General features: G+C 35.9%; 20 protein-coding genes and 1 other annotated feature. Of the genes, 10 read left to right on the top strand and 10 right to left on the bottom strand.

The genetic code is table 11. From position 1 onward, the window contains the following. Positions 1–102: 102 nt before the first annotated feature. Genes lpdA through WKT09_RS11560 form a run of 4 tightly spaced genes read left to right on the top strand, consistent with a single transcriptional unit; the run spans position 103 to position 4,727 of the window. On the top strand, positions 103–1,446 hold the full coding sequence (gene lpdA, locus WKT09_RS11575) for a dihydrolipoyl dehydrogenase (RefSeq protein WP_340416166.1): 1,344 nt from the start codon (positions 103–105) through the stop codon (positions 1,444–1,446). A gap of 15 nt (positions 1,447–1,461) precedes the next feature. Beyond that, positions 1,462–2,409 carry a thiamine pyrophosphate-dependent dehydrogenase E1 component subunit alpha gene (locus WKT09_RS11570; protein ID WP_340416165.1) on the top strand — a complete coding sequence of 316 codons (948 nt, stop codon included), beginning with the start codon at positions 1,462–1,464 and terminating at the stop codon, positions 2,407–2,409. Between the two features lie 18 nt (positions 2,410–2,427). Continuing rightward, positions 2,428–3,462: an alpha-ketoacid dehydrogenase subunit beta gene (locus WKT09_RS11565; protein ID WP_340416164.1), complete on the top strand. Its 1,035-nt coding sequence runs from the start codon at positions 2,428–2,430 to the stop codon at positions 3,460–3,462. A 29-nt stretch (positions 3,463–3,491) separates the two neighbouring features. Further along, the gene (locus WKT09_RS11560) at positions 3,492–4,727 is read left to right on the top strand and encodes a dihydrolipoamide acetyltransferase family protein (RefSeq protein ID WP_340416163.1); all 1,236 of its coding nucleotides are present in this window, start codon (positions 3,492–3,494) and stop codon (positions 4,725–4,727) included. 45 nt (positions 4,728–4,772) lie between these two features. Here the strand turns inward: WKT09_RS11560 and WKT09_RS11555 are convergent, their stop codons facing one another. Next, positions 4,773–6,230 (bottom strand): carbon starvation CstA family protein, encoded by a 1,458-nt coding sequence (locus WKT09_RS11555; protein ID WP_340416162.1) that lies wholly within the window; start codon positions 6,228–6,230, stop codon positions 4,773–4,775. 181 nt (positions 6,231–6,411) lie between these two features. Then, on the bottom strand, positions 6,412–6,759 hold the full coding sequence (locus WKT09_RS11550; RefSeq protein ID WP_340416161.1) for a hypothetical protein: 348 nt from the start codon (positions 6,757–6,759) through the stop codon (positions 6,412–6,414). Between the two features lie 279 nt (positions 6,760–7,038). Here WKT09_RS11550 and WKT09_RS11545 point away from each other — a divergent pair, with 279 nt between their 5' ends. Then, a complete protein-coding gene (locus WKT09_RS11545) occupies positions 7,039–8,253 on the top strand; it encodes a dicarboxylate/amino acid:cation symporter (RefSeq protein WP_336267182.1) in 1,215 nt (404 codons plus the stop codon). A 731-nt stretch (positions 8,254–8,984) separates the two neighbouring features. On the opposite strand, the gene WKT09_RS11540 is transcribed toward WKT09_RS11545, so the two are convergent. The 3 genes from WKT09_RS11540 to WKT09_RS11530 form a co-directional block, all read right to left on the bottom strand. After that, positions 8,985–9,122: a hypothetical protein gene (locus WKT09_RS11540; protein ID WP_340416160.1), complete on the bottom strand. Its 138-nt coding sequence runs from the start codon at positions 9,120–9,122 to the stop codon at positions 8,985–8,987. A gap of 154 nt (positions 9,123–9,276) precedes the next feature. Continuing rightward, positions 9,277–10,152, bottom strand: a complete 876-nt coding sequence (locus WKT09_RS11535) for a DMT family transporter (RefSeq protein ID WP_340416159.1) — start codon at positions 10,150–10,152, stop codon at positions 9,277–9,279. A 347-nt stretch (positions 10,153–10,499) separates the two neighbouring features. After that, entirely contained in the window at positions 10,500–11,855 is a 1,356-nt protein-coding gene (locus WKT09_RS11530) for a sodium-dependent transporter (RefSeq protein WP_340416158.1), read from the bottom strand. 180 nt (positions 11,856–12,035) lie between these two features. Between WKT09_RS11530 and WKT09_RS11525 the strand changes: the two genes are divergently transcribed. Next, a complete protein-coding gene (locus WKT09_RS11525; protein WP_340416157.1) occupies positions 12,036–12,929 on the top strand; it encodes a DMT family transporter in 894 nt (297 codons plus the stop codon). Positions 12,930–13,236: 307 nt separating this feature from the next. Next, positions 13,237–14,241 (top strand): diguanylate cyclase, encoded by a 1,005-nt coding sequence (locus WKT09_RS11520; RefSeq protein WP_340416156.1) that lies wholly within the window; start codon positions 13,237–13,239, stop codon positions 14,239–14,241. Positions 14,242–14,258: 17 nt separating this feature from the next. Here the strand turns inward: WKT09_RS11520 and WKT09_RS11515 are convergent, their stop codons facing one another. The 3 genes from WKT09_RS11515 to WKT09_RS11505 all read right to left on the bottom strand — a co-directional run bounded on the left by WKT09_RS11515 (position 14,259) and on the right by WKT09_RS11505 (position 18,074). After that, positions 14,259–15,932, bottom strand: a complete 1,674-nt coding sequence (locus WKT09_RS11515) for a 2-isopropylmalate synthase (protein WP_340416174.1) — start codon at positions 15,930–15,932, stop codon at positions 14,259–14,261. Between the two features lie 71 nt (positions 15,933–16,003). Continuing rightward, positions 16,004–16,232: a binding site (T-box leader), on the bottom strand. Positions 16,233–16,329: 97 nt separating this feature from the next. Further along, a complete protein-coding gene (locus WKT09_RS11510; RefSeq protein ID WP_340416155.1) occupies positions 16,330–16,812 on the bottom strand; it encodes a YbaK/EbsC family protein in 483 nt (160 codons plus the stop codon). A 182-nt stretch (positions 16,813–16,994) separates the two neighbouring features. Next, entirely contained in the window at positions 16,995–18,074 is a 1,080-nt protein-coding gene (locus tag WKT09_RS11505; RefSeq protein ID WP_340416154.1) for an AI-2E family transporter, read from the bottom strand. Between the two features lie 153 nt (positions 18,075–18,227). Here WKT09_RS11505 and cwlD point away from each other — a divergent pair, with 153 nt between their 5' ends. Together cwlD and WKT09_RS11495 are read left to right on the top strand one after the other, a co-directional pair. Then, positions 18,228–18,938, top strand: a complete 711-nt coding sequence (gene cwlD / locus WKT09_RS11500; RefSeq protein ID WP_340416153.1) for an N-acetylmuramoyl-L-alanine amidase CwlD — start codon at positions 18,228–18,230, stop codon at positions 18,936–18,938. A gap of 76 nt (positions 18,939–19,014) precedes the next feature. Beyond that, entirely contained in the window at positions 19,015–20,082 is a 1,068-nt protein-coding gene (locus tag WKT09_RS11495; RefSeq protein WP_340416152.1) for an Mrp/NBP35 family ATP-binding protein, read from the top strand. Between the two features lie 221 nt (positions 20,083–20,303). Here WKT09_RS11495 and gerD read toward each other — a convergent pair whose 3' ends face one another. After that, entirely contained in the window at positions 20,304–20,897 is a 594-nt protein-coding gene (gene gerD / locus WKT09_RS11490; protein WP_340416173.1) for a spore germination lipoprotein GerD, read from the bottom strand. A 138-nt stretch (positions 20,898–21,035) separates the two neighbouring features. On the opposite strand from gerD, the gene WKT09_RS11485 reads away from it, so the two are divergent. Continuing rightward, positions 21,036–21,854: a KinB-signaling pathway activation protein gene (locus tag WKT09_RS11485; RefSeq protein WP_340416151.1), complete on the top strand. Its 819-nt coding sequence runs from the start codon at positions 21,036–21,038 to the stop codon at positions 21,852–21,854. A 53-nt stretch (positions 21,855–21,907) separates the two neighbouring features. Here WKT09_RS11485 and WKT09_RS11480 read toward each other — a convergent pair whose 3' ends face one another. Further along, the gene (locus WKT09_RS11480; RefSeq protein ID WP_340416150.1) at positions 21,908–22,522 is read right to left on the bottom strand and encodes a polysaccharide deacetylase family protein; all 615 of its coding nucleotides are present in this window, start codon (positions 22,520–22,522) and stop codon (positions 21,908–21,910) included. Between the last annotated feature and the right edge of the window lie 518 nt (positions 22,523–23,040).

Raw genomic sequence — 23,040 nt, 5'->3', positions numbered from 1 at the left:
CAAGCGAAAGGAAAAAGTTGGTACGGATTTTGCATAAGTATGTAATAAAGACAGGGGGTGTCATGTTAATCGGCTTGTATCTGTTTGAAAGGAGAGGGTGGATTGAAAAAGTTTGATGTAATTGTTATAGGTGCTGGACCAGGTGGCTATGTCACTGCCATAAGATCTGCACAATTAGGAAAGAAAGTTGCGCTTATTGAAAAAGAGAAAGTAGGAGGAACTTGTTTGCATGTAGGATGTATCCCGTCAAAAACCTATATTCATGTAGCAGCACAAATAGAGAGTGCGCGTCAAATGCAGCAATATGGAGTGACTGTACAAGACTTGCGGATTGACTTTTCAAAGGTAAAAGAGAAAAAGGACAAAGTGATCTCACGCTTAGAGCAAGGGGTTACACATTTATGTAAAAAAAATAATATTACAATGATTTATGGAGAGGCACAGATAAAGGATTCGTTTGTAACTGTCGAAGGTGAGACTTATACGGCAAAAGATATTGTCATCGCAACCGGTAGCAGACCATTTATTCCTAATATAAAAGGGTTAGATGAAATAGAGTATATCACTACCGATTCATTTTTTTCTATCCAAACACTACCAAAAACAATGTGTATCATCGGTGGTGGCGTCATAGCGGTAGAGTTAGCATCTGCACTTGCTTTGATGAATGTCCATGTTACGATAATCGAGGTGGCGGAAGATATTCTCTTGTCAGAAGATAAGGAGGCAAGGGGGATTGTAAAAAAGAGGTTACAGAAGAATGGGATTGACATAATAACGAATACGAAAATAAAAGAAGTGAAACAAAATGTTGTTTCCTTACTAGAAAAAGATATTCCATATGAAAAACTACTAATTGCAACTGGTAGAATCCCGAATGTCGAAATCATACAGAATGAACAGTTGGAAATGAATGGGAAATTTATTGCGGTTAATTGCCATTTTGAAACGAGTAAGGGACATATATATGCGATTGGAGATATAACTGGCGGCTATCAATTAGCTCATGCAGCAATAATGGAAGGGATTTATGTAGCAGAAAAAATAGCTGGAAAATTAGTGGCAGAAATAAAGGAGAACGACATTCCGCGTTGTGTGTATACAACACCAGAAATTGCATCTATTGGAATATCTGAAGAAAAGGCTAAGGAACTTGGATATGATGTTCAAGTATCTACCACAATGTTGAATGGAAATGGCAAGGCGATTAGTAACGATGCGACAGATGGTTTTGTGAAAATAATCTCAGAAAAGAAGTATGGGGAAATATTAGGTGCTGTAATCGTAAGTAAGAACGCTACAGAAATGATTCATGCTATTTTAGGTATGAAATATGTAGAAGGTACGATAGAGGAATTAGCTTCTATGACATGGGCACATCCGACATTATCAGAAGTTATTTTTGAAAGCGCAAACAATTTCTTTGGAAAAGCAATTCATATGTAAAGGGAGGAATGAAAAATGAACAAGGAAAAAGCATTGTGGATTTATGAAAAAATGAATGAAATTCGTTATTTTGAAGAGCATGTTCGTGTTATTTTTGGTAAAGGTGAAATACCGGGATTTGTGCATTTATATGTTGGAGAAGAAGCAGTTGCAACTGGTGTAATGGCACATTTAACTGATGCTGATTATATTACAAGTACTCATAGAGGACATGGCCATGCAATTGCTAAAGGCTGTGATATTAATCGAATGATGGCGGAAATTATGGGACGAAAAGATGGACTTGGACGAGGGAAAGGTGGTTCCATGCACGTAGCAGATGTAGAAAAAGGAATGCTAGGGGCCAACGGAATTGTCGGAGGTGGCTTTGGAATTGCCGCAGGGGCAGCATTAACGATAAAAACATTACAACAAGATCGAGTTGCTGTATGTTTCTTCGGGGATGGTGCTTCGAATGAAGGGGTATTTCATGAAGGGTTAAATTTAGCGTCCATTTTAAAGCTTCCGGTCATTTTCATCTGTGAAAATAATCAGTTTGGTGAAGGGACACCATTCTCTTATGCAAGTGCATCTGAGACAGTTGCTGAAAGAGCGCCGATGTATAATATGCCAGGTATTCGTATCGATGGAATGAATGTAATGGAAGTGTATGAAGCGACTGAAAAGGCGATTGAACGAGCAAAGGCTGGTGAAGGACCATCATTGATCGAATGCGATACTTACAGAAAGTACGGCCACTTCGAAGGAGATGAACAGAAATATAAGTCTGAATCTGATAGAAATAAAGATAGAGATCCAATTGTAGAATTCCGTGAGAAAGGAATAGAGGCAGGTTGGATTACTGAGGAAGAAGCGGACGCAATAGAAAAGGCTGCAGAAAATACTGTAAAAGAAGCAGTAGAATTTGCTGAGAATAGCCCGCTACCTGATATTGATTCATTATATGAAGATGTATTTGCATAATAAAAGGGAGGGATTAAGATGAGAGAGTTAACATTTATGAATGCAATTCGTGAAGCGATGGATATGGCAATGGATAAAGACGGAAAGGTTATTTTGATTGGTACAGATGTAGCCGGTGGGGCCGATGTAGACCATTTAGTACAAGATGATGGCAGACATGATGATGCCTTCGGTGGGGTCTTTGGTTTATCAAAAGGTTTAGTGGGAAAATACGGTCGTGAACGTGTTATTGATACCCCGATTGCAGAACATGGTTATTTTAGTGCGGCGGTTGGAGCGGCAGCTACAGGTTTACGTCCGATTGCAGAATTAATGTTTAATGACTTTATTGGATTTGCATTAGATCCTATTTTTAACCAAGGGGCAAAGATGCGATATATGTTTGGGGGCAAGGCTAAGATTCCAATGACCGTGCGGACAGTGCATGGTGCTGGAGTGGGGGCAGCTGCTCAACATTCCCAGACATTATACGGGATGTTTGGAGCATTTCCTGGAATCAAAGTTGTCGTTCCATCTAATCCATATGATGCAAAGGGGCTTATGCTTGCCGCGATTGAAGAGGATAATGTAGTTGTTTTTTCAGAGGATAAGGCGATTTATGGAATAAAGGGAGAAGTACCCGAAGAATATTATACCGTTGAAATTGGGAAGGCGAATATTGTTCGTGAAGGGGAAGACATAACAATTGTCGCAATTGGAAAAATGGTACAAGTTGCACTGGAGGTAGCAGATAGATTAGATTCTGATAATGTCTCGGTAGAAGTGGTTGATCTACGAACGGTTGCACCATGGGACCAATCGACAGTTCTTCAATCTGTCCAAAAGACGGGTAGGCTAATCTTGATTGATGAATCTAATCCACATAACAATACAGCGACAGATATAGCATCGGTTGTTGCTGATAAAGCTTTTGATTATTTAGATGGACCAATTAAAACAGTGTGTGCCCCAAATGTTCCTGTACCTTTTGCGACAAATTTAGAGCAGGCTTATATTCCAAACGCTGACAAGGTATTGAGAGTTGCTGAAGAATTAATTTTTGATCTGAAATAATGGACCTTATATAGAGGAGGTGAATGACCATGGCGGAAAATATTGTAATGCCGAAATTAGGAATGACAATGACAGAAGGTACGGTGGAAGAATGGTTAAAAGAAGAAGGAGATCAAGTCGAAAAAGGGGATGGGATTTTTACCATTAGTTCCGAAAAATTAACCCAAGAAGTAGAGGCGACTTCTTCAGGAACGTTACTAAAGCAAGTTATTGCAGCTGGGGATACAGCTACTGTTGGAGCGACAATTGCAATCATCGGTGAAGAAGGGGAAGATGTAAAAGAAAAAGTTAGTATGGAAGATGCTCCAGAAGAAATGTCGGAACAAAAGGAAAACGATAGTGTCCCATCTCCTAAGATAGTAGAAGATCATCAGGAAGTATCAGGAGAAAGGATATTTATTACGCCACTTGCTAGAAAAATGGCCAAAGAAAAAGAATTAGACATTAATCGAATAAAAGGAACTGGTGGAAATAATCGAATAACGAAGCAAGATATTATTCGGGTAGAACAATATGGCTATGATATAGAAATATCTATGAAGGAAGACGTGACAGAAAGAGTAGTGCCATCTAATATTGGTGCTGGACTACCTAGTATGAGGAAGGCAATTGCCCAAAATATGATGAAGAGTCTACATTCTACTGCACAGCTAACACTGCATCGTAAAGCACGGGCAAATGAATTGATTGCATTTCAACAAGAACTACGTGAGTTGTTACAAGGAGAGGCAGAGGATTTGAAGTTAACCATTACAACCTTTATTACTAAAGCTGTCGTATTAGCATTAAAAGATTTTCCGAAAATCAATGCGACCTATCAAAATGGGGAACTGCTTGAGCATGAAGATGTACATGTCGGAATTGCGACATCCTTGTCAGATGGTTTACTTGTCCCGGTCATAGAAAATGCACAATATAAATCGATTGGAGAGTTGGATAAGGCCATTCGGGATGTGTCATGGAAGGCACGACAGGGAGAACTGACATCTAACTTATTATCAGGATCAACCTTTACAATTACAAACATGGGTGCTACAGGTATAGAATATTTCACACCAATCTTAAATGTTAACGAGGTAGGTATTCTAGGGGTTGGTGCATTCCAGGAAAGCTTAATACTATCACAGGAAGGACAAGTAGAAAAACAACAGTCTATTCCATTTAGTTTAACGTTTGATCACCAAGTTTTAGATGGAGCAGATGCAGCAGAGTTCCTTACATTAATAGTACGCTATATTGAAAAGCCTTCCTTACTACTTATTTAAATGAAAAGGGCTTGGCACATATGTTTCTGTACCAAGCTCTCTTATTTATATTGCTTTATCGTATGGTTGATCACTTTCATCTGGTAAATCTACTTGTAAATTATTCGCCTTATTGCTGCGTGCCTTTTTGAAGAAAGCGAATACTAAAATAATTAATAAAGGGATGCTAATATAGTACGATAACGTTAAGTCTATGTTGAAGCCGATTTTTTCGGATAAAATATAGACGAAAACGAGATAGGACATAAACATAGCTGGAATGAGTGCGACAATATATTGCTTTCCTTTTACGTATAAATACATTGTTGCTATCCATAAGGCAATTACTGCTGTAGTCTGATTTGCCCATGAGAAATAGCGCCATAAAATATTAAAGTCAATTTGTGTTAAGATTGCCGAAATAATAAATAATGGTAAAGCAACAGCTAATCGTTTTACGATCTTTTTTTGGTCCATTTTAATGTAGTCGGCAATAATCGACCGTGCTGCACGGAATGCTGTATCACCAGAAGTTATTGGTAAAACAATAGCGCCTAGAACAGCGATTGTTCCACCTACAGCACCTAACAAAGTAATTGATACTTCATTTACAACGGCAGATGGAGTTCCACTATTAATCATTTCACTTAATGTTTGTCCATCTAATAAACTCATTGCTGCGGCAGCCCAAATCATTGCAATAATAGCTTCCGCAATCATCATACCGTAAAAGACATAGCGTCCCTCTGATTCTTTTTTCACCGTTCTGGAAATAATTGGTGATTGTGTCGCATGAAATCCTGATAAGGCACCACATGTAATAGTAAAGAATAAAATCGGGAAAATTGGTACATTTTCTGGATGCATATTGGTGAACGTCAATTCTGGAATAGTATATTCAGAGAATAGTAACATCACACCAACACCAATTGTACCTATTAATAAAACTCCTCCAAATAACGGGTAGAATCTTCCGATGATTTTATCTATTGGTAAAATCGTTGATAAGAAATAATATATAAAAATAAGACCAATTAATACAGAAACAGCTACTTTTCCGTTTAATAAAATAGATAATAGAGAAGCTGGCGTCGTTACAAAAACGGTCCCAACTAAGAGCAATAGTAAAAGTGTAAAGAAGTTAACAATATGCTTGCTAACAGTACCTAAAAATTTACCAGCTAGTTCAGGGATATGTGCGCCACGATTTCGAATGGATATCATACCAGTTAGGTAATCATGCACAGCCCCTGCAAAAATAGAACCAACAACAATCCAAATAAAAGCAATAGGCCCAAAAAGAGCCCCCATAATCGGTCCAAAAATAGGTCCTGTACCTGCAATATTCAATAGTTGAATCAATGCGTTTTTGTGTTTATTCATTGGTACATAGTCTACACCGTCATTCTTTGCATATGCAGGTGTTTTTCGATTGTCATTCGGTTCGAACATTTTATCAATAAATGTCCCATAGACAAGAAATCCGATAATAAGTAATGCGATTGAAACTAGAAATGTAATCATCTATAAAACCTCCTATTATTCATTGTTGTAGCGAAAGCGTTTGCATTGATGTTTTATGATATTTTTATTCGTTGTACAATACATATATGAATAAACGGAATTGTGGGTGTATTCCAACGGATTAATATTATGACATAAAAAAATGATTATATGTAAGGGAAGTATACATATGACCGCCCTTCTAGGATGCAGTGACTGCACTTTTCTTATTGAAAAATAGAGCAAGAAATCCTAATGCATAACCAATGACAAGGGTAAAGTATAGAGGATTATTTATAGAAACTAGAATAATTGGTATAATGTATAGAATATAATAAGCATACCAAGTTATATTATTATGTTTAATGATTTTGTAATAAGCAATCCATTTTACGATTTCTAGTATGAAAATGATTAATAATAGTGCGATTGTTTCAAAACTGACACCTTGATGTTTAATGGCGATAATCATTAGCATGAAAACTCCTGTTGGGATTGTAGCAGAAAGTAAATTCGATATACCTAGCAAAATAATCCCGATTTTTAACATATACCTCACCCCATATTTCAAAATAAACCCTTTGTATCATCATATATGAAAGCGATTTAATTTACAAACAAAAGTTTCAAAAGAAGGGGGAATGGAAAGATTTGCATACTGAGTTGCGCTTCGTAAGTGGTGAATGGTTTTGATAAGAAATTAGCAATGATTTTATAAACAGTAATAATTTTTTCTACTATGGAAATATTTTGACATGTAAGTGTTTTCTTTGTTATTATGAAGCAGTTGTTTGAATAAAGGAAAGTAGGTGGAAAGAAATTGAAACTATTGAGAATGAATTTATTAACCCAAATTTTAATCGCTTTTATCGTTGCAATTATACTTGGAATTGTAGTAGGTGAATCTATTAGCGTGATAGCACCATTAGGAGATTTGTTTCTCCGCCTAATTAAGTTTATTATTGCACCGCTCGTACTATCGACACTTATTATCGGGGTAGCAAGTATTGGAGATCCCCAGTCATTAGGACGTGTTGGTGGAAAGACAATCATTTATTATATGATTACAACAGCTATTGCTATTGCAATCGGATTAAGTTTTGCATACATCGTATCGCCTGGGAAAGGTTTATCCATTGATGTAGGAGAAGTAGAGGAAGTTGAAGTAAATGAATCAGAAGGAATTATTGATACATTTTTAAATATCGTACCGACAAACCCATTTGAAGCATTAGCGAATGCAGATATTTTACAAATTATTTTCTTCGCGGTATTCGTCGGTTTAGCTATAACATTAATTGGCGATAAAGCAAAGCCAGTCCAAACCTTTTTTGAGTCCTTTTCAGAAATTATGTTTAAAATAACAGATATTGTCATGCGCTTTGCACCGATTGGGGTATTAGGTTTAGTGGCACCAATCGTTGGGGAGTACGGACCATCTGTTTTGCTCCCTTTATTAAAAGTAATTTTAGCAGTTGCAATTGCCTGTATTGTACACGCGATTGTCGTCTACTCTTTATCAGCTAAAATTTTTGCAAACATGAACCCAATAGTGTTTTTCAAAGGGATTGCACCGGCAGCGCTTGTTGCATTTAGTACAGCAAGTAGTGCAGGAACGTTGCCAGTAACGATGAAAAATACGCAAGAAAACCTTGGTGTTTCGAATAAAATTAGTAGTTTCGTGTTGCCGTTAGGTGCAACGATTAATATGGATGGGACTGCCATTTATCAAGGGGTTGCAGTTGTATTTATTGCACAATTTTATGGTTTAGATTTAACGTTTATGCAATTATTAACAGTTGTTATTACGACGGTATTAGCATCAGTCGGTACTGCAGGTGTTCCTGGAGCAGGTATGATTATGCTTGCTATGGTATTAGGTGCAGTAGGTTTACCGTTAGAAGGGATTGCATTAATTGCTGGAATCGATCGTGTTTTAGATATGTTTAGAACAACAGCGAACATTGTTGGAGATGCGTCTGCAGCAGTTGTTGTTGCAGGTACAGAAGGGGAAATCGATCGCTCAGCGTTTGAAAAGAAATAATAAAAGACTGCTTTCGGATATGTAAGGGGGGCGCTATCGTCCTTGAAAATGGAGAATTTGAGAATTCAAGGACGCTAGGTGTTTCTACCGTCCCTGAAAACTGAAAAAATGTAATCTCAAGGAGGGTAGGGAGCTCTACCGTCCCTGAAAACAGAAAAAACGTAATCTCAAGGACGCTAGGGAGCTCTATCGTCCTCGAAATCAGAAAAATCGTAATCTCAAGGAGGGTAGGGAGCTCTACCGTCCCCGAAATCAGAAAAAATGTAATCTCAAGGACGCTAGGAAGCTCTACCGTCCCTGAAAACAGAAAAAACGAAATCTCAAGGACGCTAGCGTGCTCTATCGTCCTCGAAATCAGGAAAATCGTAATCTCAAGGACGCTAGGAAGCTCTACCGTCCCCGAAAACAGAAAAACCGTAATCTCAAGGAGGGTAGGGAGCTCTACCGTCCCCGAAAACAGGAAAAACGAAATCTCAAGGACGCTGGGAAGCTCTACCGTCCCTGAAAACAGAAAAAACGAAATCTCAAGGACGCTAGCGTGCTCTATCGTCCTCGAAATCAGGAAAATCACGATTTAGAGGAGGCAAGGACTAGCCCAGCGTCCTCAAAGGCAAGAAAAAACACAATTTCAAGCGCTCTATTAAACAAAGAAATCATACACTGCTATAATACAAAAAACAGTAGCGTCCTTAAAATTCGGAATGAGCAATTTCCGAATTTTAAGGACGCTCTTATATTGATAAAAGCAATGATGACTTTATGCCCTTTTCCCATTCTTCCATTTTAAATGATCTCTCTCTCAACTTTGCAATATTCATCACATTAACCGCCACTGCAAACGATGTTACTGCGAACGATTTCTGTAGCATCCTAAACCATTCACAAAAGCGTGTCTCTATCAGTAGTTGCCACAGGAACAAAAAGGCAGAATCAACCATTCGACATTAAACATCGAAATAATGAAGATTGTAGCTAACTCAAGTCCCAGTTTTTTTTCTATTTTCTTGTAACTGTAAACTTATGTTAATGTGCATGTTGATAGGTTGATAAGATAACCCCTGAAACGATAAGAAGTGCTCCGAATAATTCTGTTCCTGTAATTGGTTTTGCTAGGATAATAAAGCCAACAATCATTGCAACGAATGGTTCTAAATTCGTTAACATCGAAGCTTTTGATGCATCCACATTTCGAATATGATTGTTCCACATGAGATTTGCTAACCCGTGGACAATAATTGCTGTCACCATTAAAAATAGCCAAATATTGATCGTTGGCTTTAAAAGTTGAGATCCACTAGTTGTGGGAATAAAAATAAACGGGATAGAAATAACCAAACCGATAATATTGGAATAAAAGGTAACCGTAAATGGGTCGATACGGCTGCTAAGCAACCTTGTTATAATGATCATAATGGAAAAAGTCACCATTGTGAGAATGATCCATAATAATCCTTTATCTAATTCGATTTGTGTTACATTACCATTTGTCACCACATAATAAATTCCTACTAATGCAACGACCGAGCCTAAAAGCATGCGGATTGTTATTTTCTCTTTTAGAAAAATTGCCGCCAAAAATCCAGTTACAATTGGAGTCATTGCAAGAATTAATGCAGCTGTTGTTGGATCGGCAGTTGTTAAACCGTTGAAAAAGGACCATTGGTTTATGAACACGCCAACACTTCCTAAAACGATGAGCAAAATAAAGTCTCTTTTATAGCGGACTTTTTGTTTATACCGATAAAAGAGGGACAAGCAAAATAGAAAACCAACGATCATACATAAGCGTAAACTTGTAACAAGAGCGGGTGAAAAATATTGCACTAATATTTTACCGAAAACAAAATTGCTTCCCCATACGACTACACAAAAAGTGAGCCAAACATATGATTTAAACATAAATAGCCTCCTTACACATTAAGTTAACTCTAGGAACTTACATACCTAGAAAATTCATGATGTACAGATGTTAGGAGATTCAGTCTTTACAATGATGGCTTACAAAGAAAAAAATTCCATGAAAAAAGGACCTTATTATCTCCCTCATCATAAAGTTCGTACTAAAATAATGAAGGAGTTCATAATGATCCAATTCCAGTTTATCTTACATAACTAAAAAATTAAAGGGCTAGAAAAAATTGTTATAAATTAAAAAGGATTTCAGCGCTAGTTAAACCCTCACCCAATATAGTCGACTGAAATCCTTTTTTTCCGTATCCTCTGTCGTTTACAATTTTCCACACAGATTAGAAAATAAACTTCCACACACCAATAACATCTAAAAAGACGATAATAATTGCGACAGGTGCAATGAATTTCATTAAAAAGAGCCACGATGCGAAGAATCTTTTGCCAATAGTAGATCCGGCACTCATCTCTTCCCAAAGCACATTCTTCGGAATTTTAAAAGCGGCAAAAATGGCAATCATTAACGCACCAATCGGCATTAAAATATTCGATACTAAAAAGTCTGCAGCATCAAAAATAATTTTGCCAAAAATCGTTATGTCGCTAAGCATTCCGAAAGATAAAGCGGAAGGAATTCCAACGATGAAAATGAGGATTCCTGTAATCCATGTAACTTTTTTTCTTTTCATCGTATCTCCCTTTGTGACTGCGGCCACGATGATTTCTAGCATCGAAAATGCCGATGTTAAAGTAGCGAATAAAAACAATAACAAGAATATAATTAAGAAAATAATTCCAAATGGCATTTGGTCAAAAACAGCCGGTAGTACGATAAATAATAACCCTGGTCCATCTGTCGGTTCAAAACCGAATGAAAAAACTGCAGGAAAAATAGCTAATCCAGCTAAAATAGAAATAAAGACGTTCATTAAAACAATTGTCGTTGCAGACTTTGGTAAATCTTCCTTTTTCGATAAGTAGGAACTATAAGTAACCATAACAGAAACCCCAACACTTATGGAGAAAAAGGACTGACCCAAAGCGAATAAAATCGTATCAGAGCTTAAGTTCGAAAGGTCGGGATAGAAGAAAAACGATAACCCTTCTCCAATATTATCTAAAGTTAGTGAACGAATAATTAAAATGATAAAAGCAATAAAAAGAGCGGGCATCATGATCTTACTCGCCTTTTCAATTCCATTTTGAATTCCACGAGCAACGACCCAAATAGTAATAAGCATAAAAATAAACTGAGATAAAATAGCATAAGTAGGGTTGCTAATGAGTGTATTGAACAGTTCCCCATAGCTGTCTGAGGAAATTCCAGAAACATTTCCAAGCAATGCCTCTACCATATAAAGTAAAATCCATCCACCAACCACACTATAGAATGATAATAAAATAAAACATGTAATCATCCCTAACAAACCGACAAGGTACCATTTGCTATGAGGCTGGAAAAATCGATATGCAGATATTGCATCTTTACCAGACCCGCGTCCAATAATGAATTCAGCTAATAGTATTGGTAAACCGATAAAAACCGTAAAAATTAAAAAGATTAGTAAAAAGATTCCCCCACCTGATTTACCTGCAATATAAGGGAACTTCCATATGGCACCTAAACCGATTGCAGAACCTGCTGTAGCTAAAATGAACCCAAGTTTTGACGCCCATTGTTCAGACTGTTTCATAATAAAATTCCTTTCTAATACGATGATAAAAATAAATTATATCATGAATATATAGAAACGATGAGTGATTTCCTGTGAATTAAAAATAAATAAAATATTGTAAAAATTTCGATAACATGAGTCACCTCTATATATTTATGGTATATTGATAACAGTATAAAGAGAGAAAGAAGGAACACCATGAAACGGTATGTTGGAGACGTGATGTTACTGATTACTGCATTTGTTTGGGGGAGCGGGTTTGTTGTAACTGCAATTGCTTTACAATATTTAACAGCTTATCAAGTAATGGCAGGAAGATTTATTTTAGCGACATTCCTATTAATCATTATTTTTGGATATAAATTTAAAAATTTTAATCTATCAATAGTATGGCGAGGGATGATACTCGGGATTATTCTATATATATCATTTGCCCTGCAAACAGTTGGATTAGAGTATACGACTCCATCGAAAAACGCATTTATTACAGCGGTTAATGTGGTAGTCGTACCGATTATTGCCTTTTTTGCATTCCGAAGAGCGATTGACCGTCAAGAGATTATTGCATCCATCCTTGCACTCGTAGGGATTGGTTTTTTATCGTTGCAGGGATCATTTACGATAAATTTTGGGGATTTTTTAACATTGCTTTGTGCAATAGGGTTTGCTTTTGATATCTTTTTTACAAATGTTTTTGTGCAAAAAGAAGATGCCCTTTCTCTGACAATTGTACAGTTTATGACCGCGTCGTGTATTGGAGCGATTGTATTACTTTTCCAAGGCGATCTCACTGTAACGATGGAAAAAGAAGGTTGGTATGCAATCATTTATTTAGCAATTTTTTCTACAACCATTGCCTATGTGTGTCAAAATTGGGCATTTCAATATACAACCGCAACACGAGCAGCGATAATTTTATCCACAGAAGCATTATTTGGCACGATTATGTCGGTACTCATTTTACATGAAGTGTTGTCAGGACGTATGATTTTCGGAGCGGTATTAATTATGAGCGCGATTTTAATTGCGGAATTAAAACCATTTTTATATTTGAAAAAAAGAAAAGATGCTAGAAAGCGAATTGTTTCATAAGGGTTGTTTCAAAAAAATATAGGTATAAAGATGCTATAGGCGGAATGAGAATGGTATAATAGTGTATATAGGTAAAAAGTGGAGAGGGAAGGAAGCATTGTTATGAAACGTTTGGACTTTACACATTGTTGCTACAAGAGTAGAAGAAGGTAAGAGCAATTACAAAAAGGCATTTAAGTAGATAACAAAATGTATGTAAGTAGGGATGTCTATGTTGTTAACGACAATAATTAATTTATGTGTTCTATTTACGTTTAGCGTACTTTTATATATATATTCTAGGAAAATAAATAAGTTTGCTAGCCATATGATTATCCATAACATATCGATTGGTGTTTTTAGTGCTGCTATTGGGCTTATTTTAATTCAAACGAGCATTCAAGTTACACCAGAAGTATGGATTGATACAAGAACCGTTCCAATTATTTTATCCGGAATTTTTGGAGGACCTATCGCTTTATTCACTAGTGGTTTTTTACTCGGGTTCGTTCGGATTATGATTGGTGGGTTTTCGTCTGTTGCGATTCTTGCTGGATGTAACACCATTATTTCGACTATCCTTTTAATTTTGTTATCGAAAAAATTACCACTTAACTATAAAAATGCAAAGTACTTTTTTAATTTGATGATTGTACAAACGGGTATTGTATTATTATATATAACAGGTGTTTCTACGGAGACACTTTTTTATAGTTTTTACTTTATTCTCTTCACAAATTTTTCCTTTTATGTTGTAATTCGAATGATGCTCCTATTAGAAGAACATTTTTACATGTTTGATGTACATCGCAAAGAATCTGAAGTAGATATATTAACGGGACTACATAATCGTCGAAAACTTTTACAAATTACCGAGACATACATGAAACAGCGAAAGGAACCATTCTCTATTATTTTATTAGATATTGATAATTTTAAACAGATAAATGATACATATGGGCATCAAATTGGGGACGAGGTATTGAAAAGTTTTGCACGTCAATTACAAGAAATAGGTAGGAAATATGATGGGGATGCATATCGATTCGGTGGAGAAGAGTTTATTGTATTTGTACCGAGAAAAGATGAAGAGGAAGTGAAAGGAATTGGCCAATCTATCCAGCGGCAAGTCGCCGAAAAAATTCATTATGTAGATAATGAAAGGAAAGTTCAGTTTACCATATCTTCCGGCGCAAGTACTTTTCCTGTTGATGGTAGAACAGTAGAGGAACTTTATAGAAAAGCGGATAAAGCAATGTACTATGCAAAAAATGATGGAAAAAATAAATTTTACCATTGTCATGACAAAAAGAAGGTTAGCATATCAAATTAATATGCCAACCTTTTAATTTATACATGTACTTTATTTACTAACATTTTATTCACAGCGCTGAATAATCCTTTAATGGATGATTCAATAATATCTGTATCAATGCCACTACCCCAATATACTTCGCCTTCTTCGCTACGGAAGCCTACATAAGAGATTGCTTTAGAGCTAGATCCAATTGCAAGGGCATGTTCACGATAGGTTAAATCAGAGAAATCAACGTGAAATTCATTTTTAATGGCATTACTTATTGCATCAAAACGACCATTTCCTCGTCCTGTACAAACCATTTCTTCTCCATTGAAATGAATGGTGACATTTACTTCATATTCCCCATTTTGAGTATAGGCAAATTTGATAAATTCGATAGGTTTTTCAATGTTTACATATTGTTCCATGAAAATATCGTAAATTTCTTCAGGAGAAAGTTCTTTATGGTTTTTGTCGGAGACGTCTTTCACTTCATATCCAAAGTTTTCGCGCATCTCCATAGGTAAATCAATGCCATAGGATTGTTCCAGTATATATGCTACGCCACCTTTACCAGATTGCGAGTTAATTCGAATGATATCTCCTTCATATTCACGCCCGATATCTAATGGGTCAATCGGTAAGTATGGTACCGTCCAATGTGCACGTTCTTCTAATTCGCGCCATTTCATCCCTTTTGCAATAGCATCTTGGTGTGAACCTGAAAATGCCGTAAAGACTAATTCACCTGCATATGGCTGTCTTTCTGGGACGCGCATACGTGTTAATCTTTCATGTTTTTCAATGATTTCACGAATATGATCAAATTTTAACTTTGGATCTACTCCATGTGAATACATATTTAATGCAAGTGTAACGATATCTACATTTCCAGTTCTTTCCCCATTCCCAAACATCGTTCCCTCTACACGATCTGCTCCAGCTAATATGGCAAGTTCTGTATCTGCAACACCAGTTCCACGGTCATTATGTGGATGTACGGAAAGCACCACATGATCACGTCGCTTTAAGTTATCGCTCATATATTCAACTTGGCTTGCATATACGTGTGGCATTGACATCGAAACAGTTGCAGGTAAGTTAATAATAACCTTATTATCTGCAGTTGGTTCCCAAATATCAATGACACGGTTACAAACTTCTAGCGCATAATCTATTTCTGTGCCGGTAAAACTTTCAGGTGAATATTGGAACGTAAAATTTCCAGGCGTTTGGTCTGCATATTTTTTTAGTAAACGTGCACCTGTTTCAGCAATTTGGGCAATTTCTTCTTTTGATTTACGGAAAACTTGTTCTCGTTGTGCAACAGAAGTGGAGTTATACACATGAACAACCGCATCTTTTGCACCTTCAAGCGCTTCAAAAGTACGTTTAATAATATGTTCCCGTGCTTGTGTTAATACTTGGATTGTTACATCATCCGGAATTAAATTGTCTTCGATTAGGCGGCGTAAAAAAGTGAATTCAGTTTCAGATGCTGCAGGAAAACCGACTTCAATTTCTTTAAATCCAATATCAACAAGCATCTGGAAGTATTCTAATTTTTCTTCTAAGTTCATCGGGATGATTAAGGCCTGGTTTCCATCACGTAAGTCTACACTACACCACGTTGGTGCTTCCGTAATATATTCCTTTTGCGTCCATTTTAGGCTTTCGACTGGCGGCATAAAATATCCTCTTGTGTACTTGTTGCTATTCATCATGTTCATCTTCCTTCTTTCCTTATATTTTTATAGTTTTTTAACGAAAAATAAAAAAGCCTCATCTCTACAATTGTAGAGACGAGACTTATACTCGCGGTACCACTCTAATTGATATGTTTTCTTACAACATAACATATCCTACTCGACATATATAACGGTTTCTGCCCGACTCCCCTTACTTTATTTGTTCAGGGTCGTTTGCTCCTGGACGAGTTCAAAGGATACAATGTCCGATTTCCACCAACCATCGGCTCTCTAACACATTATGGACCTTTTACTACTTCCAATCAAAGCAATGTATTTTATTGTTACATACAATCATATAAACTAAAAGTTAAAATGTCAACAGAATAATATGTATTTTTAGAAAATTTGATATAATCAATCTCTAAAAGTTCTATTCTTCTTGCCATCCTTTACATACATCTACCCATGCCTCCGCATTAGCGTATGTAAAAAGGTCATCACAGTTTAATGCAATAGCAGAGTTCGCGCTCCCACAAGCAGGATAGACCGTATCAAATCTTTTTAAAGATTCATCTAAATAAACTAATAAATCGTTTTTTAAACCGAATGGACAAACGCCACCGATTTTATGGCCTGTTTGTTCATACACATCATCAGGAGATAACATACGTGCTTTTATATGGAATTGTGAGCGAAATTTTTTGTTATCAATTTTTGTATCACCTGCTGCAACGACTAAGATCGCTTCATTAGGATCTTTTGCACGAAAGGATAATGTTTTTGCAATTTGTGCTTCTTCCACCCCGATTGTTGTAGCGGCATCACTCACTGTTGCACTTGATGTGTCGAACTCCATGATTTTATGTGATAATTGAAACTGCTCAAAATAGTGCTTTACATTTTCTAATGACATTATTAAGCCCCCTGTGTAGTATAAATATTCAGTTTATTTAACATTTAACTATAGCGAGCAAAATGATTTTCGTCAAGAAAGTATGATGATAGAGAGTCTTTAAACAAATAGGTCGAGACATCATTTAGGCATATGTGCTAAACGTTGTCGCGACCTTATTTTTTGTCTTCATTTGTTCATAGTTATACATCTTTTAAAGCGGCCTTTTTAATTTGTTCCCGATGTTCATAAAGATTAGAAACAATCACTTTTCCAACGGCATATCCCGGCACCGCTAGTAAAATCCCTAAGAATCCCGCGATATTTCCAGCTGCTAATAAAATAGTAATGATCGTTAATGGGTGAATATTTAATGTTTTCCCCATAATATTTGGTGTAATAATTTGTGCATCGATTTGTTGTGCAACGAGTGTAATAATCGATACCGCAATAACGAGCATTGGGTTTTGAAATAAGGCGATTAATAGGGCTGGTATAAAGGCAATCCACGGTCCGATAAACGGTATGATGTTCATTGCAAATGCGAACACAGCTAATAATAAAGCATAGTTTAAACCGACTAATGTATACCCAAGAAACAACATGGTCGCTAAAATGAAACTAATTAAAATCTGTCCGCGTATGTACAAATTTAATACATCATCAATTTCTTTAAATGTTTTGATGACCCATTCCTTCGTATCGCCTTTAAAAAACTGTGAAACGAATGGTACTAATTTCTCGTGGTCTTTCAACATAAATAAAAAGAAAAACGGTGTCAAAATTAAAATTAGTGTTCCTTGGAAAACAGATTGGAACAATGTTACCGTCCATTTTCCAAATTGCATCGTGAAAGCTTGTAAATTATCCTTTAAACTATTTACGGCATCTTCCATCCATGGCGGCATATCTCCAAGTAAATCCGCTAATTGTAAAATAAGGATATTAGATTGATAGATAAATGCAGGGGTGCTTTCTGCTAACCTTGTTACCTGTTCCGTAATTGGTGGACCAACGACTAATATCGCTGTTCCAATTAATCCGGTAAAGATTAAAAAGACTATAATGATGCTCCCCCAACGGGGAACTTTGTATTTTTCTAAAAAAGTTTGTAATGGTAATGCGATGTAAAATAAAACCCCACCCATTAAAAGAGGGATAAATACTGTTTTTAATACAATTAAAATGGGGGAAAAAATCCATTTTACTTCCACAACATATTTAATAATGAATAAGGAAAGTAATAATGCAATTGCAATTTGAAACCATAACTTTCTCGTCAATCAACATCAGCCTCTTTTCTCTCGAAGAAACTTCTTTTCTTTTTAACATTATAGCATAAAAGCTAAAAACTTAATCCCTTCATAAAAGGAATATTTACCATTTTTCTTCCGTATATTTATATGAATAGGTGGAAGAGAAAGAGGCGAAATGTCATGAGATATCGAACAAAACAATTAGGAATGATATTAAGTGTCGTTATAGTAGGGGTGTTGTTTTGGCGGACAACCTCTGTACAAGTGGATATGTTAACAGTGCAAATGCCTTTAGCTGGTAAAGTCATCGTATTAGACCCAGGACATGGTGGGTATGATAGTGGAGCGGTCGTTGATGGGGTAGAAGAAAAGGAAATTGCTCTCATTATCACATTAAAAACGCGTGAATTGTTGGAACAAGCTGGAGCAATTGTGTATGTTACGAGAGAAGAAGATAAAGACTTAGTTGGAAAGGAGCAAGTAGAACAGAAAAAAGCGACAGATATTAGAAGGCGCGTTGATTTCATCCATGAATCGAATGCAGATCTTTTTTTAACGATCCATTTAAATTCATTAACATCTAAAACATGGCGTGGTGCCCAAACTTTTTACCATAGTAAATATGTGAAAAATAAAAAAATTGCCACTTATATTCAAGATTCACTCATTCAAAATTTGAAAAATACGACACGTTCACCGTTAGAGATGAGCCATGTATATTTATTAAAACATTCAAAAGTTCCCGGTGCGCTCGTGGAAGTAGGATTTTTATCCAATGACTCAGAAAGAGAATTGTTGCAACAAACTTCTTACCAAGAAAAGGTTGCTGTGAGTATATATAAAGGTGTTTTGCAATATATGGTGGAGGAACAGACCGAACAAATAAATTAGATTTCACGCCGATTAATGTTATACTATTCATAGTTATGAAGTAAATTTTTAATTAGTTAAGGATGGTGCAACATTCATGTTAACAAAGGAACAAGTAATAGAGTTATTAGCAGAAGTGAAAGATCCATTTTTACATACACCTTTAAAAGATACAGAAGGAATCGTAGAGGTTTCTATTAACGAAGAGAAGAAACATGTCAGTTTGAAATTAGCGATTGGAAAGCCGAATACAGCGGAACAAATGCAGTTACAACAAGAACTTGTTGGTGTGTTAAAGAAAAACGGTGCAAGTACAGTCGGCTTACGTTTTGAACAACTACCTGAAGAAGTGATTCAAAAATTCCAACCCGCTAGTGAGCAGGACAACTCCATTTTAGGTGCAGCGAAACAACCACATTATGTAGCGATTGCAAGTGGGAAAGGTGGCGTTGGAAAGTCAACAGCTACTGTAAATATCGCCGTATCATTAGCACGTTTAGGAAAGAAAGTGGGTATTATTGATGCGGACATTTACGGCTTCAGTGTACCAGATATGATGGGAGTAGAGGAACGACCTGTCGTTCGTGGAGAAAAAATTATTCCAGTGGAACGTTTTGGCGTGAAATTAATCTCCATGGGCTTCTTTGTTGAAGATAACTCGCCGATCATTTGGCGTGGACCTATGTTAGGGAAAATGTTAAACAATTTCTTTAGGGAAGTAGAGTGGGGCGACCTAGACTACTTATTATTAGACTTACCTCCTGGAACGGGAGATATCGCAATGGATGTACACGAATTATTACCGACATGTAATGAAGTAATCGTTACGACACCACATCCGACAGCTGCATTCGTTGCGGCACGTGCAGGTCAAATGGCTTTAAAGACGGACCATAACATTTTAGGTGTGGTCGAAAACATGTCGTACTTTGAAAGTGAAGTAACAGGAGAAAAAGAATATGTCTTCGGACGTGGTGGTGGAGATAAGTTAGCAGAAGTACTGCAAACAAAAGTACTTGGTCGCTTATCCTTACAACAGCCATATGAAGAAGAAGATATTTTTGCTCCATCTGTATATCAAGAAGATCATCCAAATGGGGAAGAGTACCGCCGAATCGCTGCGAAAATTATTGCACAGATTGAGGAAGCGGAAGAAAGTAAGTAATTTCTTTATGAATGTAAACGAGGAAATGAATTAAAAGTAAAAAGCGTGGGACAATTGAAGAGGGAACTTGCAACATAAATGCGAGTATTAAAAATGTAAGAAGGTTCCCGTGAGAAAGTGAAAAAAGTTCAGGCTCTATCTTGTTAGGGCCTGAACTTGTTTGTTTATTGTTAGGATACGTATTGTAGAGAGGACTTTTTTGTATGGGTTCTACCTAATTTTTACATTTCTTCTTCATCTGGTGCCTCTTCTTTTTGGCCCTTTTCTTTCTTCTTATTTTCATCTTTGTCTTTTTCCTCTACAATTTTCTTCATCATATCGTGTGTACGTTTTTTAAATGTCGGTGTTTCGTATGTTTCTTCTATAACTTTTTGTAAATGCTCTTTATACGTAGTGCTCTTCATCAATTTTTGAAATTGCTCGGTCATCTTTGGATCTTCTAGTATTTCCATCACTTTTTCTTGAATGGATGGGTCAGCTAATAATTTCTCCATAAATTTCTTATGTTCATCCTCGACAGATTTATAAAAAACCTCAATAAATGTCGGGTCTTCAAATAGTTTTTTCCACATGTCGACACTTTGTTCAGAAGATAATGTTTCTTCAATTGCTTGCTTTGTTTCATCTGCATCGATGACGAGGAGCTTTTTCATCTCTTCATCGCGCATAATATCACGAATGGCCTTTTTTCCTTCTTCCGTTTGGACAATATCCATGACCATCTTTTTTGTTGTATCATAATCTTTTTCACGAGTCTCATTTTCTATAGCACATCCAGTTAGAAACAAAATTATTCCAAGTAAAATATTGCGCATTTTTATCAACGCTATAACCTCCTATATATGTAATATGTAAATTTGTCACAAATTATATTCACTTAAGAGAAGAAAAATCTGATTGTTCATGATAAAATATGGAATGGTACAGAACGTGCTTATTTAGGAGGCATATTAGTGAATAGTCGTAAATTAGTTCATATGTTTTTTAAGACATTAATATATGGTGGACTTGCTGGTTTATTAACTAGTTTTATCGTTAAGTGGGGAGAATATGCAAACTTTTTACAACCATTTGATGCGATTGAATTATTAGGGGTGTTTTTATTTTTCCTTGGGTATGCTTTAGTTTTTACTGTCGTTGCCCAAACGGGATTTTTCGCTTATTTATTCGTCCATCGTTTCGGCCAAGGTTTCTTTAAATCCTATTGGCCAATGGTACAAATTCTCGTTATTTTGTTTGCCTTATTTGACTTAATTTATTTAACGAGCAAAGAAATTCCACTTATGTTTAAAATTGGAATGACAATCGTCGTACTTGTTTTTGGTATTATTATTGCACGTATCAAAGTAAAAGAAACGAATCCATCTGCATTTATACCTACATTGTTTGTGATGGTTGTGGTAACGGCATTAGAATTAACATTAGTGTTACGACCTGCAGATACAGCGTTTATTACGTTAATGTTAGTACCAGTATTAGTAGCAACTGCATATCAAGTTTTACAATTACATAAAGTAACAGCCGTAGATGAAGAACATCGTGCACGAATCCATGCTCGCCGAATGGAACGAATTGCGAAACAAAAAGAAAAATTGGAAGCAGAAGGAAAAGAAGAGCAATTAAAGAAAGTCGAAGAAAAAGAGCAACAAATCATTGCTGCTGAAAAAGAGATAGTATTAGCTAAACAACGAGCAGCTAGAGAAAAAAGGAAATTAGAACAACAACAAAGAGGAACGAAGAAAAAACGTTCAAAAAAGAAACGTAAAAAGTAATATAAAAGCTATTACCTAAAACGGATTAATTGCATTTTAGGTAATAGCTTTTTTTATGGTAGTGTTTTTTCCTCTATATCAATTTCATACATAAGTTCCGAAATTTTTGCTATCGTAAGTTTTTTCTCTTTTAAAAATGGAATAATTTCATCAAGCACTTTCGCTGTTTTTATGGCAGCATCTGATGCGTGTAATAAAACGATATCTCCTTCGCTTACCTCTTTTTGTAACTTTTGTGTCATACTTTTTACATCGCGATTTTTCCAGTCATCTACTTGTACACTCCAATGAACCATTTGGACATTTAATTGATCCGCAATGGAGAAAATGTCCTTATTCACATGTCCATTCGGCGCCCGAAAATAAGGAAGCGTATCGATATGTAGTTTCTTAAAAACTTCTAATGCTAAAGACATGTCCTGTTTTACTTCATATAAAGGTTTATCAATATACGTCTCATAACGATACCCGAGTGCACCAATATCATGTTCAGCTTCCGCTATTTTTTGTACGATATGTGGGTGTCGCTCCGCCCATTCTCCATTTAAGAAAAAAGTAGCCTTCACTTTATGTTTATCTAATATGTCAAGAATGTCATTAATTTTTTCATCTCCCCAACTAACATTAAATGTTAGGGCAACTTTATTATTTTTCATATTCCCTTTCATTAAAGCCACTTCTTTATAATTTTCAAAAAATGAGTTGGATTTAAAATATAGAAAGAAACATAATCCCCCAAGTAGTAGAAGAGAAATACAACCTACAAATATGTATTTTCTCCTTTTACGAAAATTCCATATATAAAATGCAAACATACTTTCACTCCTCTTAGCATGATTGTCTTATGTATATGAAGAAGGAGAGAATTTAATGAGTAAAGGAAATGTCAAAAGTGCCACATGATGATTCAGATGCTTTAATATCAACCGTTTGAAATGAATATAGCATCTATCCTATACGTTTTATAAATAGATATAAACAAAATAAAAATAAAATATTAAAAAATAATCATTTTTGTTGAAAAGGTTTTTGTCGTGTGATATAGTTATTTCTGTCGTCAATAAAAGACGAACGAAATGTTCCTTGAAAACTGAACAAAGACAATAAATGTCAAAGAAATAAGATGTTAAGAAAGCAATGCTTTTTTAACCTCGTCAAGCGAAACTTTAAGCTAAGATGTTTCTGA

The sequence above is a fragment of the Pseudogracilibacillus sp. ICA-222130 genome, from assembly GCF_037892545.1.
Lineage (GTDB): Bacteria > Bacillota > Bacilli > Bacillales > Amphibacillaceae > Pseudogracilibacillus.
This window is presented reverse-complemented; position numbering and strand designations above follow the sequence as displayed.

What these genes read in the sequence shown, in the direction of transcription:
- WKT09_RS11570 (WP_340416165.1), top strand. Translation starts at nt 1,462, where the DNA reads ATGAACAAGGAAAAAGCATTGTGGATTTATGAAAAAATGAATGAAATT.
- WKT09_RS11565 (WP_340416164.1), top strand. Translation starts at nt 2,428, where the DNA reads ATGAGAGAGTTAACATTTATGAATGCAATTCGTGAAGCGATGGATATG.
- WKT09_RS11560 (WP_340416163.1), top strand. Translation starts at nt 3,492, where the DNA reads ATGGCGGAAAATATTGTAATGCCGAAATTAGGAATGACAATGACAGAA.
- WKT09_RS11555 (WP_340416162.1), bottom strand. Translation starts at nt 6,230, where the DNA reads ATGATTACATTTCTAGTTTCAATCGCATTACTTATTATCGGATTTCTT.
- WKT09_RS11550 (WP_340416161.1), bottom strand. Translation starts at nt 6,759, where the DNA reads ATGTTAAAAATCGGGATTATTTTGCTAGGTATATCGAATTTACTTTCT.
- WKT09_RS11540 (WP_340416160.1), bottom strand. Translation starts at nt 9,122, where the DNA reads ATGCTACAGAAATCGTTCGCAGTAACATCGTTTGCAGTGGCGGTTAAT.
- WKT09_RS11535 (WP_340416159.1), bottom strand. Translation starts at nt 10,152, where the DNA reads ATGTTTAAATCATATGTTTGGCTCACTTTTTGTGTAGTCGTATGGGGA.
- WKT09_RS11530 (WP_340416158.1), bottom strand. Translation starts at nt 11,855, where the DNA reads ATGAAACAGTCTGAACAATGGGCGTCAAAACTTGGGTTCATTTTAGCT.
- WKT09_RS11525 (WP_340416157.1), top strand. Translation starts at nt 12,036, where the DNA reads ATGAAACGGTATGTTGGAGACGTGATGTTACTGATTACTGCATTTGTT.
- WKT09_RS11520 (WP_340416156.1), top strand. Translation starts at nt 13,237, where the DNA reads ATGATTATCCATAACATATCGATTGGTGTTTTTAGTGCTGCTATTGGG.
- WKT09_RS11515 (WP_340416174.1), bottom strand. Translation starts at nt 15,932, where the DNA reads ATGATGAATAGCAACAAGTACACAAGAGGATATTTTATGCCGCCAGTC.
- WKT09_RS11510 (WP_340416155.1), bottom strand. Translation starts at nt 16,812, where the DNA reads ATGTCATTAGAAAATGTAAAGCACTATTTTGAGCAGTTTCAATTATCA.
- cwlD (WP_340416153.1), top strand. Translation starts at nt 18,228, where the DNA reads ATGAGATATCGAACAAAACAATTAGGAATGATATTAAGTGTCGTTATA.
- WKT09_RS11495 (WP_340416152.1), top strand. Translation starts at nt 19,015, where the DNA reads ATGTTAACAAAGGAACAAGTAATAGAGTTATTAGCAGAAGTGAAAGAT.
- gerD (WP_340416173.1), bottom strand. Translation starts at nt 20,897, where the DNA reads ATGCGCAATATTTTACTTGGAATAATTTTGTTTCTAACTGGATGTGCT.
- WKT09_RS11480 (WP_340416150.1), bottom strand. Translation starts at nt 22,522, where the DNA reads ATGAAAGGGAATATGAAAAATAATAAAGTTGCCCTAACATTTAATGTT.